The following is a 14,919-nucleotide window of genomic DNA, read 5'->3' as shown; positions in this document are numbered from 1 at the left end:
TAGTATAATCCAAACAGAAGCACAAGGAGGACAAAAAATATGATCAGAAGAATTATACAAATTGATGAAGATAAATGTAATGGATGCGGTGCGTGTGCAAACGCATGTCATGAAGGGGCCATCGGCATGGTGGATGGCAAGGCAAAACTTCTTCGGGATGATTACTGTGACGGGCTGGGGGATTGTCTGCCGGAGTGCCCGACCGGTGCAATTACGTTCGTGGAACGTGAGGCGGCGGCTTATGATGAACAGGCCGTATTGGCGAATAAGAAGAAAAAAGATGAAATGGCAAGGTCCGTTTCCTGCACTTCCAGACTTGCCCAGTGGCCGTGCCAAATCAAACTGGTTCCGGTAAACGCGCCGTATTTTGACGGTGCAAATATACTGATTGCGGCGGATTGTACGGCATATGCCTATGCAAATGTGCATGAAGAATTTATGCGCGGAAAGATCACGCTGATCGGCTGCCCGAAGCTGGATTCGGTGGATTACAGCGGGAAACTGACACAGATTTTTGCAAATAATGATATTTGCAGTGTTACCGTACTGCGGATGGAAGTGCCTTGCTGCGGAGGATTGGTGATGGCCGCTAAGAAAGCGCTGCAGGCTAGCGGGAAATTCATTCCGTGGCAGGTCGTTACGATTTCAACGGATGGAACATTATTGAGCCCAAGTGTATAAGAAAAGCTCCCAGCAGTTCGGATGCAAGATAAATAAGTCGTCCGGCGGTCTGCCCGGTGACTAGGGCGATATCCGCAAAGACAATCTGCTGCATATGATAGTAAGGACTGACGTAAAACATGTTGATGAGTCCTTTGGTATATAAGGCCATATTCAGCAGTGTGGCAATTCCAACTAACAGAAGAAAGAGGGTACCCGGAAGCAGGAAATCCTTTGGAAGGGAACTGTTTCTTTGGGTAAATATCAGAAAGAAACCGAGATAGATTAGAAGAAAGTGCCAGAGGTAGCTGTGTAGTGTGAGTACAGGCAGATCATAGTGCATGCCACTGGTATCGGCAAATGCGAAGATTCCTCCGAGAAGACCGAAATCAACCATAAAATTAGCCAGTACTTTGCGGAGACCCAAGAATTTCTCAGAGAGAAGACAGTATAAAGGAAGCAGATACATTGGGATGCTGCAAAGCTGGAATGGGAAATACCACCAGTCATAGGTACAGTCGTTATTTATGAACAAAAGAATCTGCTTGACCAGCTCTGAGAGTGGGAACAGGACAGCGAGAAAAACGAGCAGTTGCTGCTGGGCATTATCGGAGAAGTGATGAGACTTCCAGGCCAGTGTGATGGCAAGTATGATGCCGATAAGAAATATGTACATTTTTAATCATCTCTTTTCTTTCGTTGTGTTAAGAGTTATATCTGCTATGTGCAATTCTGCCTTGATTATAGTATAATCAAGACAGAAACACAAGGAGGTGGTTGGCTTTGGGAGAGCGTAGAAAAAAGCCTTTTAAAGCGCTAACCGGAAGCTTGAATTGTGATAAGAAAAGAGCAGGAGAATGAGAAATGGGACATTTTTATTTTGTTCGCCACATCAGTAAATGCATCAACGATTCGCGCAACCATCATCATCAATCCCACCAGGCCGCTGGAAACACCCATTACATCGGTATAGAATTTCATCAAAAACATGGATGAAAGAATAAAAATAAAATTCCCCGGCGGAAGTTGTACAGAGTTCACTGCACAGACCCCGACGGGGCAAATTTATGCTTCTTTTATTTGGCTGTCATATAAGTGTCAAGATTTTCGAATTGATCCAGATAGCTTACAGCGTCCTCGTACTGGTTAGACTGAAGTGCTACCCGGATGGTATTGCATACGCAGCGTTTCAGCTCGCGGATATCCAGAGTTCCTTCATCCAGTTCTTTGCGGATGTTCTCGTGGTCAGCAGGATCTCCTGGCATAACCATATCGTTTCCGGCACGCATACATCCTGAAGCGGTACAAATGCCTGCAGTGGAATCTGTGGTAGTAGTCCAGTCTGTCATGATCGCTCCTGCAAATCCCCATTCGTCTCTGGCGGCTTTTGTACAAATATCATAGCAGTTCGCGGCATGGACACCATTGATGAGATTATAGGAGGTCATAATGGACATTGGCTGAGAGTTTTTCACAGCGATTTCGAATCCTTTCAGGTAGATTTCGCGAAGCGTTCTTTCGGAAATCACACTGTCAGATCCCATACGGTTATCTTCCTGGTTGTTGCATGCAAAATGCTTGATAGTGGTTCCGCATCCCGCTACCTTCTGTACACCAAGAGTCATGGCGGAAGCCATCATACCAGAAAGGAGCGGATCTTCTGAATAATACTCAAAGTTTCTACCGCAAAGAGGATTCCTGTGGATATTCATACCTGGTGCCAGCCACAGAGTTACCTCAAACAGTTCCATTTCATGTCCGATCATTTCGCCTATTTCTTTGATAAGCGGCAGGTTCCATGTCTGGGCAAGAAGGGTTCCCACAGAAATAGCAGTACAATACTGGTGATATGTGGTGCCTCTTTTTCCACGTTTAGCTGCAAAAAATCCACCTTCCAGTGCTTCCATCAGATCACCGGCTTCAATTTTTCCTTCAAATACCTGATAGGTCTGTTTCAGACGAATACCGGCGGGGCCATCTGCAAGCACGATACTGGCTACATTCCAGGGATCCTTAGCTGCTATGGAAACAGTCTCAGCTGCTGCACCCGGAACGGTCTGTCCTGCGGAACCAAATTCGCTCTGTCCGGAATTTACATCTCCCGTTGCGAAGGCAACAAGCTGATCCAGGGACAGGCTTTCGGTAATATCTCCTGCTTTACCTGGTAGTTTATCCGGAATACCGGAATACGAAATGGTTTCTGATGGAATATCGGAAGCCTCCAGTTCGATTGTCGGAAGCTTATCTGTCATCGCAAGCCATGCAGCTTCTTTTTCTTTCATTTTTGAAATATCTGGAATCATCTCTTCCAGTTCCTGCTTTTTCTCACAGATATGTTCGCACTGTACCATGCACGCGTCCTCATCCAGCTTCAGGGAACCGATTAGTCTGGCACTGTCAAGAGAATTTCCCACCCAGATACCATAGGCTCCTTTTTCCAGAATCCATGCAGCCTGGTCTTCGTCGTAGGAAGCCATCTGGTAGAGGGAAAAGGAGATTTCCAGGCTCTGGCTCTCTCCGGGAGACAGAAGACGAGTTTTTCCAAAACCGGCAAGCCTGCGGTATTCTTTTGCCATTTTGCCCTGTGGGCAGGATACGTAGATCTGAGCAACTTCTTTACCGGAATATATGGCACCTGCATTTTTTACATTTACGTGGACGGATACCATTGGATTTGACGTTCCCATACCATTTACAGCGATATCTCCGGCATTCATCTCAAATTCCGTGTAGGAAAGTCCATGGCCAAAGCAGTAACGTACCGGTACGTCAAATGTGTCAAAATAGCGATATCCTACATAAATTCCTTCTTTATATTCCTCCTTGTAAACATCGCCGCTGTTATGGCTGAAGAAGGAAGCATTGGGATAATCTCCATAAGTCAGTGCCCAGGTATCGGTCATCTTTCCCGAAGGAGTGACATCGCCGCTGATCACATCAGCAAATGCATTTCCACCTTCCTGACCGGCCTGCATAAACTGCAGAATGGAACGGATATTGGAAAATTCATCTGTAAATCCAAGGTCTACAAGACCGCCGGTATTGATTACCAGAACTACATCCTGATAAGCCTCACAGACCTGGGTAAGCAGTGATTTTTCTTCTGCTGTGATCAGATAATCGCCTTCAGACACGGATCGGTCTGCATTTTCACCGGCAATTCGGCTCAGGACAAAAATTGCGATGTCAGCTCCATCTGCCCGTGCAGCTTCTACATCGATGGCACTTCCGCAGGGCATCTGAAACTGCGCTGCGGAGTAGGCACGAAAGAAATTATTGTCATATTCCGGCAGGCTTTTGAAAATCTTATCCCTCCAGTTTTCTCTTGCCTGAATATACTGAGCATCATAGTCATCTAGCCATTTTTTGCTGGTTACTTCATAGCCTGCATTTATCATACCCTGATAAATATTTACACAGTCACGTTCATTTACATCACCGGATCCGGTGCCACCCTTGATGGTTTTGATCGCACCGGCACCGTAAAGTCCGATTCTGATTCCTTTCGGCAAAGGAAGAAAGTGCTCATCATTCTTTAAAAGAACGAACCCTTCGGCAGCAGCCTTTCTGGCTAATTTGCGATTTTTTGTCTCACGCTCAGTCACAGCATCAGATGTAGTACCTGGAAACAGACGTTTTCTGAGTTTCATAATAACCCTCCGATCGTATATATCATTTTCATGGTTGTATTTTTCAGATATCTTGATTATGAAGTATATATGTGTTTTTTTCTATTCATTTTTTTGACTATTTTTTGGTTGATATTGATATTTTTTGATTTATTTCTTAAAATATAGAAAGAAAATATTGTCAGAATTGACATACCATAGAGAAGAAACAGGAGGGAATGCTATTATGTCTGCTTATACCTATGAAATGGTCCGTGAAAACAGCCGGTTGCCTGTGCATTTTTCTTATGTACAGGAACCGGCCCACACTATTTTGGCCCACTGGCATGAATATCTGGAAATTCTTCTTATTGTTTCCGGAGGGATGACTGCGGTTATTCAGGCAGAAACTTTTGAACTGTCTGCAGGTGATATCCTGATCATTAATTCCAAGGATATCCATATGACCCGTACCCATGGAGATACGACCAGTTATATTCTTCTTCAGATTTCCGCCCGATATCTTCAGCAGTTCTTTCCAAATTTTGATGTACTCCATTTTGGTACATGGATTCCTGCCGGAACTGCTCTGGAAGGTTCGACCTGCGCACCAACGCATTATCTGATGGAAATGCTGGACATTTACCAGAAGGAAGAGGATGGGTATCCGCTTCTCTTTACTGCCAGACTTCATGATCTTTTGTACTGTCTTTACAGATATGATTCTTGCTGGCTGGCATCGGATGGTCAGAAAGCGGCTCACCGTGATATTTTGCGGCTCACCCAGACAATGGATTGGGTGGGAGAGCATTATCGGGAACCGCTGACACTTGATGAAGCTGCCGGAAATCTGGGACTGAGCCGGGAATACTTCTGCAGGATTTTCAAAAAATATACGGGACAGACCTTCCTGGAATATTTAAATGCTGTCCGTGTTATGCGCTTTCATGATGAGCTGATTTATTCCAATGACTCCATCACCAATCTGATGGCAGCCCATGGGATCAGTAATTATAAGATTTTTCTTAGAACGTTTAAAAAGATTTATGGAGATACACCGCAGAGAATGAGGATGTGAATGGACGAAAGCCAGACACGTCTATACACTTCGTATAAACTGATCCACATAAAACAGTGCAGCACCTATAGCTGGAGTATATTGTCCATGGTTACCAATCAAAATCTGAGGTCTGTCAAGCGGAAAAGGAGAAGCAGAATTAACATTTTTTAGAAGTATCTGAATATCTTCCTCGGTGAAAAATGGTGCCAGATATCCACTGATAATGATCGGTGCATCCACAATCATATTTATATTTTTTATGGCAAAGGCCAGATGTATCAGATAATCTTCCCAGAGTTGTGTAAGATGGGAAGATTTTTTTTTGCGAAGAAGTGGGAAAAATTCTTTTGCAGTCATACCGGCAGACTGCTCCAGGGAATTGGCAGAGCAGAAAGTTTCCAGGTATCATCTGTTTCCACAGTAGCAGAGCGGTCCATTCGGATCGATACACATATATTCAATAGTTCCGCTGTGCATGAAACTTCCCTGATGAATCTGGTGGCTGGTGATGACAGCACCGCCCATATTACGGTTTAAGAGCAGAACCACCGCACTGTCCAGTTCCGGATGATTCCATAATTCCAGAAAAGCAGCAGATTTGTTTCATCGCCACGGCCAGACCGTGTGGAATGTTGAAAATAAGATTTGCGGAGTTACCGAAAGTCCGCTTACAGAATATGGCCGTGAGCAGGCCAGAGAAACCGGCCGTAAGATTATTGCCGAAGGAATTCAAGCAGATGAGATTCTCTGCTCACCGCTTAGTCGGGCCGCAGATACTGCTCAGCTAATCTCCGAAATGACAGAGATTCCATGCAGAGTGGAACCAAGATTGATTGAGCAGAACTTTGGTAAGTGGGAGTCCACCCCACGTGACGGACAGGATTTCAAGAAAGCTAAAGAATTTTTTGCCTGCAATCATGAGGGCGGTGAATCAACATTACGCCTGGCACAAAGAATCTATAATTCGCTTGATGATATTAAGGCAGAGTCGGATGAAAAGACTTATATTTTGGTTGCACATAACGGGATTGCAAGAGTGGTTCAGTCTTATTTTACAGACATGACCAATGAAGAATATGCTGCATGGGGCGTGAAGAACTGTGCGGTGATTCGGTACGATTTCTATTGTTAATATTTTTTAACATAACAACAAGTTTGATTATGTTCAAGGAATGTTTGAAATACAATTTCGTTCTATTTATGATTGAGGACAATTTGAAGTTGTCTCATTAGCGAGGATTGAAAAACTGGAATAATATAGAGAGGTTTTGGTGCAATGATTATATATAGCAATACAAATCTGGCTTTCAGGCAGGACGTTGAATCAAATCATATTTCTGATATTATCGAAGCGAATTTCATTGAGAAAATAGGACATAGAGAATCCCCGGCGGAAAAAACTGCGTGGAGAAACTCTATGCAATATATGGAGAGAGTACTTCGAAATTCAGAAATTGCTGAGGATTGTGGCGTTTTAATTGAATATACGATTCCGAATACAAGTAAACGAGTTGATTTTATCGTGACTGGACAAAATGAGAATCAAGAAAAAAATTATGTTCTTATTGAATTAAAACAATGGGAATCAGCCGATTCAACTGATATACCAGAACTTGTTCATACTTTTGTTGGCGGAGGATTTCGAGATGTTCAGCATCCATCATATCAGGCAGAGAATTATAGCCGGATGATGGGGTTAATGAATGAGGGCATTTATTCAAATGGAATCAGTGGTTATCCATGTGTTTATCTTCATAACTATTCAAGAAAGAATCCAGAACCATTATTAGATCCGCGTTATAGTGAAGGTACAAAACTTGCTCCTATATATTTCATTGATGATTACAGGGCTCTTCAGGATTATCTGAAAAAGATGGTTGGCTCTGGTAAGGGAATGGATATTCTTTATGATATGGAGCATGGTCGTATTCGTCCTTCAAAAGCACTGGTGGATTGTGTCGATTCTCTTTATGCGGGTAATGATGAGTTTATTCTGCTCGACGAGCAGGTGGTAGCATATAACATTATCTGTAAAGAACTTGAAAACCTGAGACAGAAAAAGACGATCATTGTAAAAGGCGGCCCCGGAACAGGGAAATCGGTTATTTCATTTAAGGTTCTCCATCAGTTGATTGATCGCAGATTGAATGCAAAATTTGTTGCGCCAAACGAAGCTTTTCGTGAGGTGATGGTCAAAAAATTGGTTGCATCTAAGGTTGATAAGGCCCAAAATATTAAGCCTCTTTTTGGTGGTTCAGGAACGTTTTTTGGCGTACCTGCCAATGCTTATGATGTCCTTGTCGTGGATGAGGCACATCGACTTAAAGGAAAAGGGGCATTTATGTATCGAGGAGAGAATCAAATACAAGATATTATCCACGCATCCAGATTAAATGTCTTCTTTGTAGATGATACCCAGAAAGTGGTTCCTGCTGATATTGGTTCTGTTGCAGAAATAAAAAGAGTTGCTGAATTAGAAGGCTCAGAAGTTATAGAAATGGAATTGAAAGCTCAATTTCGATGCTCAGGAGCAGAGGGATTTATTAATTGGGTAACACATACTCTTCAAATCGAAGACACAGCCAACTATGAGGGATGGGATAATGAAGAGTACGAATTTCGCATTTTCGATGATCCAAATGAAATGCGTGAATTGATTCGGAAAAAGAATTCTGAAACAGATAACAATGCTCGAATGGTTGCAGGATTTGCGTGGGATTGGTCTGATGATGTGAATGCTACGGTCAATGATGTTACTATTCCCGAAAAGGACTTCAGTATGCCTTGGAATGCAAGAAAACAAAGAGCTTTGTTTGCAATTAAGGATGATTCCGTAAACCAGGTGGGATGTATCCACACGGTACAGGGATTGGAATTTGATTACGTGGGTGTCATTATCGGAAATGATCTCAAGTATGATCCGGAGAATCATTCTCTTTATGTTGAATTCGAGGAATACAAAGACTCTTCGGGAAAAAAAGGACTGAAAGGTCAACAGGCTCGATTGACACAATATGTAAAACAAATCTATAAGGTATTGATGTCCAGAGGACGCTATGGTTGTTACGTTTATTGCAGAGATGAAAATCTTGGTCAGTATTTGAAATCACGTATTGCGCATGATCAGAAATAGAGACAAGATATGAGGAGATAAGAAATGACTCAGGAAACAATTGATCGAATTAGGAAATTTAGTGAAGAAAGAGATTGGGATCAATTTCATGGACCGGCCAATCTGGCAAAATCTATCGTAATAGAAGCAGCCGAGCTATTGGAATGCTTTCAATGGAGTGATATAGAATTTGATATTCAGCATGTGAAAGAGGAACTTGCTGATGTGATTGTGTATTCACAAAATCTTCTCGATAAACTTGGACTGGATGCTGATGAAATCGTAAATATGAAGATGGATCAAAACGAAGCAAAATATCCGGTGGAAAAAGCGAAAGGTAATTCTGCTAAATATACAGATCTTTAAGAATTTGGATATACTGGGATTTTTAACAGGGAAGACTGCTATTATTACAGGCGGCGGATATTCTGTATTATCTGACGGCAGATGTGGTTCGATTGGATATGGTATAGATACCGCATATGCAAAAGAGGGCGCAAATCTTGTCATAACAGGCAGAAACGTTTCAAAACTCGAAAAAGCAAAAGAAGAACTGGAAAAGCAGTATGGTATTAAGTTGTTAGCTGTTCAGGCAGACATTGCACCCGGTGAAGATAATGAGGCTGTAGTTAAGAATGTGGTTGATGCGGCAATTAAGAAGTTTGGAAGAATCGCTGTCCTTATTAACAATGCTCAAGCTTCTGCATCTGGAATCACATTACAAGATCACACCACAGAGCAGCTTGCCTCGCCCGACTTTAATTATATGAACGGTGAGACACTTACGCTGGAAGGAGGCATGGGACTTCGCCCATAATTGATAGGGTAATATTCAATTAGCACAAGCTATGGTGTAAATATTATGATGAGTTTGTCGTTCTTCTTGAGACCGGTATGAGAGTCAGTGAGTTTTGCGGACTGACGAAAAAGGATCTGGATTTTAAGAATCGTAGAATCCGTGTGGATCATCAGTTGGTTCGTGAACGGGGTGGGAAATATTACGTTGAGGAGACCAAGACCAGCAGCGGATGTAGATTTTTACCGATGACAGACAGCATATATCAATCCTTAAAGAATATGCTTGCAAGGCGTCCGAAAGTCAAAAAAGAGGTCGTTGTGGATGGATATACGGGTTTCATCATGCTTGACAAGAACGGCAATCCCAAGGTTGCACTTCACGTTGAGAACGAGATGCGTTGGGCAATGAAGAAATATAAGAAGCTTCATCCTGACAGACCTTTGCCTAATATTACACCGCATGTGTTTCGACACACGTTTTGCACAAATTATGCAAATGCCGGTATGGATATTAAGGATTTGCAGTATTTGATGGGGCATTCAGATGCAGGGGTGACACTCAATGTGTATACACATGCAAACTATGCACATGCTGCAGATCAGATGGCGAAGATTACAGAATTTCGTCAAAAAACCAATTTGGAAAACGAGAAATATGGGATGAAGTGTGACGGAAAAAAAGTGACGGTTAGTTAAGTTAACTACACCGCTACTACACCATTTACTACACCAATCAGTGGTGTAGTGATATGGATTTATGGAGACTTATGAAAAAATGAAGAAAAACTCAAATCCCGAAAAGTCCCGTAAAATCAAGGGTTATAGGGTTTATGGAGGTTTATAGAGACTATGATAAAAGTACTTTTCATCTGCCACGGCAGGCGAAAGTAGGACAGTTCATGTCCGAGGTTGTCGGCTGTTGGAGGGCAAATCGGTGCAAACCGAGCCATAGCCTACTACCGTTTGACTACGGATGACTTGATTTCCATAAAATACTGTAAAAGAGCCATGATCGACAGCGAAAACTGCCAGGTCACGGCTCTTTTTTGTGCAGTATATGCCAGAGAAATGACTTGCAATAATCCGGCAGCAGAGCGAACATACACATACCCAAAAACTACATTTACACGGAGGTATGAACATGAACGGATTACATTACACACTTGCAGGGGAACAGCGGAAACAGATGGCACAGGTCATTTCAGAGATTACCCAGGAGAAGGTCTTTTACAAGAGGGTTCCCACCTGTGCTTATCAGATTGGCTCCTTCACCATCAGCAAAGAAGGTGTTCTGAGTTGGACGGAGGACACCGATACAGAAACGGTCAAGGGCGTGGTTGCCGGATTGCAGATGATGGGCTTCAACGCCAAGACCGAACTTCACATCGCAGAGCAGACCGATTACACAGAAAGGGCTGCACCGGATGAAGCCCCGGAGGAAGAAATCAAGGATTCTGATAAAATGACGGTGGAGTTACCGCTGAGACTGGTAGACGAAGCCACACTCGCCAACCTCGACCGAATAATCGAGGGCAAAGGTAGTTTGATACAAAAGGCAATCGGCGCAGACAGCCTTGCCTATGAGGTTACAGACAGCAAGGTGCTGTTCCCTTGGTTCACCCTTTCCGGGGATGCAGATGAAGCGTTGGCCTATACGCAGCTAATCAGCAAGCTGGTGGAACAGGCACGGACAACCAAGCGTGTGACCATGAAAAAGAAGAATGTGAAGAATGAGAAATACGCATTCCGGTGTTTCCTGCTCCGGCTCGGCTTTATCGGGGATGAGTACAAGACCACCAGAAAGATTCTGCTGAAGAATCTGAAAGGAAATTCGGCTTGGAAGAATAAATAAAATATATAAAAAAACTCAAAATAGATGTTATGAATATAAACGCAATCTTTTCCACTTCGGTGGAAAGGGTTGTTTTTTTATGTTCTATCCCATGCGTTACTTATAGTCCGTAGACTTATAAGTAACATAATGAGAGAATAACTGTGGAGGTTAAGAGCATGATAACTGAAAAAGTCGGAAATAGAATAAAAGAAATACGGAAAGAAAATGGTATCAGTCAAGAAAAACTAGCATTTAAAGCAGAATTGGATAGGACATATATCGCAGGAGTTGAGAGCGGAAAGAGAAATGCATCTATAAAAAGTTTAGAAAAAATCTTGATAGCATTAGGAGTGTCTTTTGAAGATTTCTTTAAAAATATGTAATGTTGACTATAAGTAATAAATCGGGTATATTAAGGAGGATTCTATGAGCAGTAGAGATGAAAGATTAATTAGGATCATTTTAAAGTACAGAGAAGAACTGCAAAAGAAAATCAGAGATAGAAAACTAGAAATGGAATCTGATAATAATGATCATTATGTTTTATATAATGCACTTGGATTTACAAGTGAGGAAGGATATCAGATTGACTTTCAGCAGAATGTAGGAAGGTTTTTGTATAAATATGCAGGTTCTTTGATAGAAGAGCTAGCAATTAAGTGCTTCAAATTGGCTCATCCTGATGCGCAAGAGAAGGTAAAACTGCCGAACACGATTGATAGGAGCCCTAAAACAGTCGAGATTGATTGTTTAATTGGAAAACGTGCAATTGAGATAAAATGGAAAGACGCTACAACTGACGGTGATCACATCAAAAAAGAACATAAGAGAGTAAGAATAATACAGGAAGCTGGATATATTCCTATTAGAATTATGTTTTTTGAGCCTAATCGTGATCAGGCAATTCGCATTCAGTCTAAGTTGAGGGATTTATATCATGAACTTGGTGGTGAGTATTATTCCGGTGATGAGGCATGGGAGTATCTCGAAAGGGATACTGGAATTGACTTAAAATCAATAATAGAGAGAAATGGTAAGTGATTAAATGGAACTGAATAATGTGTATTGCGGAGATTGTCTTGAATTGATGAAGCAATTGGATTCAAAAACAATTGATGCTGTTTATATGGACCCTCCTTTTTTTACACAAGAGACTCAACGATTGGCAAATAAAGAAGGCGTAGAGTTTTCGTTTTGTGATTCTTGGAGAAATATCGAAGAATATATAGCATATATAAAAATACGTCTTCAAGAATGCAAACGAGTTTTGAAACAGACAGGAAGTATATTTGTTCATTGTGACAGAAATGCTTCTCATTACTTGAAAATAGCTCTGGATGAAGTTTTTGGAATGTATAATTTCCAGAGCGAGATCGTTTGGTCGTATAGAAGATGGTCAAATTCCAAAAAGGGGTTATTGAATAATCATCAGATAATCTTTTTCTATAGTAAAACAAAAGACTTTAAATTTAATACGATTTACACTGACTATTCTGAAACAACAAATATTGATCAAATCTTGCAAGATCGTGAAAGAGATGAGAAGGGGAAATCAAGATATAAAGTGGACGCCAACGGGCAAGTGGTAATGGGACAAGCAAAAAAAGGAGTTCCGCTGTCCGATGTTTGGGAAATTCCATATCTCAATCCAAAAGCAAAGGAAAGAGTAGGATATCCAACACAGAAACCTATAATATTATTGGAACAAATAATAAAACTAGTCACAGATGCTGGTGATACTGTTTTAGATCCCTTTATGGGATCAGGCACAACAGTTGTTGCAAGCAAATTATTAGATAGGAAGTATTTAGGATTTGATATTGCGGCTGATGCGGTGGAACTAACTCTCAGTAGACTAGAAAATATTGTAAAAACAGATTCATTTCTGTTGAAAAAAGGAAAAAAGGCATACCAGAATTTAGATGAAAATTGCATGGCTATAATAAAGAGTATTAATGCTGTTCCGGTACAGAGAAATGGTGGTATTGACGGATTCCTTAAAGAACACATTGATGATGGGTCAGTTGCGATTCGCATTCAGCGAGAGGATGAAACCTTGTCCGAAACGGTTGAAAAATTGTTGAAATCAGCAAAAAGTAAAAAATGCTCTTATATGGTAGTAATTCGTACTCATTATGATTTTATGGATTTCTTTAATTATGATTCAATTCCACATAACTTGTTTATAATTGATAGGTATGATTTACAAATTAAACAGCTAACAGAGCGTATGAATTCTGAGGAAAGCGTAAAAACTGCTGTAATGTAATGGAGGAATGTAAATCTCTACAGGTTTTTCACCTAAAGACCGATGCCCCCTCTCAAGCATATTTTCGCGAAATTGCACAGGGGGTATTGTGTTAACTTGGTCTTTGTAGCTTAAGTGGCTGAGATTAAGGGAAAATATTGAAATGCTGTGCGCGAAAAGTATTGCCGATTTGTGTAGAAGTAGGGCTGCCCTAGATGATGCGTAAAAGCACCAATTTCCTTCTCTCTTTATTAGTACATCTGATGAATTGATATTTCCTGAAAAAGTGATATAGTCCTAAACTAACAAAAGCCATCAGGCAGAAAAGAGGGATTAGAATTATGGTAAATAAACAGGATTCATATTGGATGGAATACACACTTGACGAGAAGGTAGATCAGAAGGTGACTGAGTACTTACGGGGCCACCACGCAGAATACCGAAGTACGAAACAGAGAATAAAGGAACTGATGGAGCAGTATCCGAAAGTGCAGGCTGTGTTCGAGACAGATGATACGGTTTCGCTGACTGCGGAAGAACATAAGATATTACACACATATTTCCAACTGGAAAGCATCGCAGAACTGATTGAAAGAGAGTACCATTTCTATATGGGGCAGTCCATGTTGTTTTCCTACGGAAGTATGCTTGCAAAATTAAAGAAAGAAATTATGAATCCAGAAGAAGGAGCAACAGGCCGTCTTCTGGATTTTTTCATGGAAACAAGAACGGATGAGCTGGAAAAGAAATTGAGGACACAGAATCAGCAGTACCGGGAAGCACTTGACGAGATCAGAAAATATGAAGAAGAGATACAGAAATTGAACCTTCCCAAAGCGGTGAGGGTTCAAATTGACCGCTATGTGAGTGCGGTAAACTGGCGGTGGGTACTATGCTGGGATTTTCTGTACAGATCGGGCATGAAGGATGTACTGCTTCTTATTGAGAACCGATGAAAAGAGAAGTATGCATTCCGGTGTTTTCTGCTCCGGCTTGGATTTATCGGGGATGGGTACAAAACATCCAGAAAAATCCTTTTGAAGAACTTGAATGGCAACAGTGCTTTCCGTGAAAAAAAGTAAATAGCGAACACAGCACACCCCCTCACCTGGGATTTCCGGGTTGAGGGGATTTTTTATGCTCTTTTTTACAAAAACTTGCGCGAAATTCAGAAAATCAGCGTTTTTGGTTACATAGATGACAGAAGGGAATGGATTCCTTAGGTGGCAAAGTGCTTCTGAATTTTTTTGAAAAGCAACTCGAAATTGGGATTTTTTCCTCTTTCAAATACATAGCCGTCAGAAGGGGGACAAACCTACGAATTCTTTCGTGATTCTGGGTAGCAGTTGTTCAGAGAAGATATGAAGGGAGCAAGTTCCCGGCTTCCCCCGTGGCTATCAGATGGAGAAAAAAATTTTCTCTGGAAGTACCAAGAAATGTCCGTTTCTTCCATTCCCGATACATAGCTGTCGGAAGGGAGTAGTTTCCTCGAAAAGATTTGTAAAGGAATCAAGAATATTCTTACTTTTGAGGATTTCCAATACATAGCTACCAGAAGGGAATGGACTCCGACCGAAAGCAATTGTCCTTGAAAAAATA

The 14,919-nt window shown here is 41.5% G+C and carries 14 protein-coding genes and 4 pseudogenes; 13 read left to right on the top strand and 5 right to left on the bottom strand.

Features of this window, described 5'->3' with window-relative positions; genetic code table 11:
- The first annotated feature begins 39 nt into the window (after nt 1–39).
- Nucleotides 40–681: an ATP-binding protein gene (locus ACTNBF_RS11075; RefSeq protein WP_427808710.1), complete on the top strand. Its 642-nt coding sequence runs from the start codon at nt 40–42 to the stop codon at nt 679–681.
- Here ACTNBF_RS11075 and ACTNBF_RS11070 read toward each other — a convergent pair.
- The 3 genes and pseudogenes from ACTNBF_RS11070 to ACTNBF_RS11060 all read right to left on the bottom strand — a co-directional run bounded on the left by ACTNBF_RS11070 (nt 638) and on the right by ACTNBF_RS11060 (nt 4,310).
- Nucleotides 638–1,336, bottom strand: a complete 699-nt coding sequence (locus tag ACTNBF_RS11070; protein ID WP_441049808.1) for a TMEM164 family acyltransferase — start codon at nt 1,334–1,336, stop codon at nt 638–640. The genes ACTNBF_RS11075 and ACTNBF_RS11070 overlap by 44 nt on opposite strands.
- Before the next feature lie 212 nt (nt 1,337–1,548).
- Nucleotides 1,549–1,674 (bottom strand): annotated as a pseudogene (locus ACTNBF_RS11065) (MFS transporter); the annotation flags it as partial.
- Between the two features lie 62 nt (nt 1,675–1,736).
- The gene (locus tag ACTNBF_RS11060; protein ID WP_427808712.1) at nt 1,737–4,310 is read right to left on the bottom strand and encodes a glycoside hydrolase family 3 C-terminal domain-containing protein; all 2,574 of its coding nucleotides are present in this window, start codon (nt 4,308–4,310) and stop codon (nt 1,737–1,739) included.
- A gap of 205 nt (nt 4,311–4,515) precedes the next feature.
- Between ACTNBF_RS11060 and ACTNBF_RS11055 the strand changes: the two genes are divergently transcribed.
- Nucleotides 4,516–5,346, top strand: a complete 831-nt coding sequence (locus ACTNBF_RS11055; protein ID WP_321069885.1) for an AraC family transcriptional regulator — start codon at nt 4,516–4,518, stop codon at nt 5,344–5,346.
- Nucleotides 5,347–5,367: 21 nt separating this feature from the next.
- Here ACTNBF_RS11055 and ACTNBF_RS11050 read toward each other — a convergent pair whose 3' ends face one another.
- The gene (locus ACTNBF_RS11050) at nt 5,368–5,685 is read right to left on the bottom strand and encodes a hypothetical protein (protein ID WP_441049807.1); all 318 of its coding nucleotides are present in this window, start codon (nt 5,683–5,685) and stop codon (nt 5,368–5,370) included.
- 48 nt (nt 5,686–5,733) lie between these two features.
- Nucleotides 5,734–5,853, bottom strand: a complete 120-nt coding sequence (locus ACTNBF_RS11045; RefSeq protein ID WP_427818987.1) for a hypothetical protein — start codon at nt 5,851–5,853, stop codon at nt 5,734–5,736.
- A gap of 97 nt (nt 5,854–5,950) precedes the next feature.
- Between ACTNBF_RS11045 and ACTNBF_RS11040 the strand changes: the two genes are divergently transcribed.
- From ACTNBF_RS11040 to ACTNBF_RS10990, 11 genes and pseudogenes are all read left to right on the top strand, one after another.
- Entirely contained in the window at nt 5,951–6,460 is a 510-nt protein-coding gene (locus ACTNBF_RS11040) for a histidine phosphatase family protein (RefSeq protein WP_441089281.1), read from the top strand.
- Between the two features lie 23 nt (nt 6,461–6,483).
- Nucleotides 6,484–6,558: pseudogene (locus ACTNBF_RS11035) on the top strand (Fic family protein); the annotation flags it as partial.
- A gap of 46 nt (nt 6,559–6,604) precedes the next feature.
- Entirely contained in the window at nt 6,605–8,461 is a 1,857-nt protein-coding gene (locus ACTNBF_RS11030) for a DNA/RNA helicase domain-containing protein (RefSeq protein WP_441089280.1), read from the top strand.
- A gap of 24 nt (nt 8,462–8,485) precedes the next feature.
- Nucleotides 8,486–8,806, top strand: coding sequence for a nucleotide pyrophosphohydrolase (locus ACTNBF_RS11025; RefSeq protein ID WP_441089279.1), 321 nt, complete (start codon nt 8,486–8,488; stop codon nt 8,804–8,806).
- 13 nt (nt 8,807–8,819) lie between these two features.
- Nucleotides 8,820–9,182 (top strand): annotated as a pseudogene (locus ACTNBF_RS11020) (SDR family NAD(P)-dependent oxidoreductase); the annotation flags it as partial.
- Between the two features lie 143 nt (nt 9,183–9,325).
- A pseudogene (locus tag ACTNBF_RS11015) lies at nt 9,326–9,934 on the top strand (site-specific integrase); the annotation flags it as partial.
- Nucleotides 9,935–10,379: 445 nt separating this feature from the next.
- Complete coding sequence (locus tag ACTNBF_RS11010; protein ID WP_427818758.1) at nt 10,380–11,090, top strand: virulence protein; 711 nt, start codon at nt 10,380–10,382, stop codon at nt 11,088–11,090.
- 158 nt (nt 11,091–11,248) lie between these two features.
- On the top strand, nt 11,249–11,455 hold the full coding sequence (locus tag ACTNBF_RS11005) for a helix-turn-helix domain-containing protein (protein ID WP_427818759.1): 207 nt from the start codon (nt 11,249–11,251) through the stop codon (nt 11,453–11,455).
- Nucleotides 11,456–11,498: 43 nt separating this feature from the next.
- Nucleotides 11,499–12,113: an ApaLI family restriction endonuclease gene (locus tag ACTNBF_RS11000; RefSeq protein ID WP_427818760.1), complete on the top strand. Its 615-nt coding sequence runs from the start codon at nt 11,499–11,501 to the stop codon at nt 12,111–12,113.
- A gap of 46 nt (nt 12,114–12,159) precedes the next feature.
- Nucleotides 12,160–13,341 (top strand): DNA-methyltransferase, encoded by a 1,182-nt coding sequence (locus ACTNBF_RS10995; protein WP_441089278.1) that lies wholly within the window; start codon nt 12,160–12,162, stop codon nt 13,339–13,341.
- A gap of 320 nt (nt 13,342–13,661) precedes the next feature.
- Nucleotides 13,662–14,276, top strand: a complete 615-nt coding sequence (locus ACTNBF_RS10990; protein ID WP_441089277.1) for a DUF6664 family protein — start codon at nt 13,662–13,664, stop codon at nt 14,274–14,276.
- Nucleotides 14,277–14,919 lie beyond the last annotated feature (643 nt).

Origin of the sequence: Bariatricus sp. HCP28S3_A4, from assembly GCF_052066395.1 — a bacterium.
Taxonomy (GTDB): Bacteria; Bacillota; Clostridia; order Lachnospirales; family Lachnospiraceae; genus Allocoprococcus.
Note: the sequence above shows the minus strand (reverse complement) of the source record. Positions and strands in the feature narration are given on the sequence as shown.

What these genes read in the sequence shown, in the direction of transcription:
- ACTNBF_RS11055 (WP_321069885.1), top strand. Translation starts at nt 4,516, where the DNA reads ATGTCTGCTTATACCTATGAAATGGTCCGTGAAAACAGCCGGTTGCCT.
- ACTNBF_RS11070 (WP_441049808.1), bottom strand. Translation starts at nt 1,336, where the DNA reads ATGTACATATTTCTTATCGGCATCATACTTGCCATCACACTGGCCTGG.
- ACTNBF_RS11075 (WP_427808710.1), top strand. Translation starts at nt 40, where the DNA reads ATGATCAGAAGAATTATACAAATTGATGAAGATAAATGTAATGGATGC.
- ACTNBF_RS11060 (WP_427808712.1), bottom strand. Translation starts at nt 4,310, where the DNA reads ATGAAACTCAGAAAACGTCTGTTTCCAGGTACTACATCTGATGCTGTG.
- ACTNBF_RS11050 (WP_441049807.1), bottom strand. Translation starts at nt 5,685, where the DNA reads ATGACTGCAAAAGAATTTTTCCCACTTCTTCGCAAAAAAAAATCTTCC.
- ACTNBF_RS11025 (WP_441089279.1), top strand. Translation starts at nt 8,486, where the DNA reads ATGACTCAGGAAACAATTGATCGAATTAGGAAATTTAGTGAAGAAAGA.
- ACTNBF_RS11005 (WP_427818759.1), top strand. Translation starts at nt 11,249, where the DNA reads ATGATAACTGAAAAAGTCGGAAATAGAATAAAAGAAATACGGAAAGAA.
- ACTNBF_RS10990 (WP_441089277.1), top strand. Translation starts at nt 13,662, where the DNA reads ATGGTAAATAAACAGGATTCATATTGGATGGAATACACACTTGACGAG.
- ACTNBF_RS11010 (WP_427818758.1), top strand. Translation starts at nt 10,380, where the DNA reads ATGAACGGATTACATTACACACTTGCAGGGGAACAGCGGAAACAGATG.
- ACTNBF_RS10995 (WP_441089278.1), top strand. Translation starts at nt 12,160, where the DNA reads ATGAAGCAATTGGATTCAAAAACAATTGATGCTGTTTATATGGACCCT.
- ACTNBF_RS11030 (WP_441089280.1), top strand. Translation starts at nt 6,605, where the DNA reads ATGATTATATATAGCAATACAAATCTGGCTTTCAGGCAGGACGTTGAA.
- ACTNBF_RS11045 (WP_427818987.1), bottom strand. Translation starts at nt 5,853, where the DNA reads ATGGGCGGTGCTGTCATCACCAGCCACCAGATTCATCAGGGAAGTTTC.
- ACTNBF_RS11000 (WP_427818760.1), top strand. Translation starts at nt 11,499, where the DNA reads ATGAGCAGTAGAGATGAAAGATTAATTAGGATCATTTTAAAGTACAGA.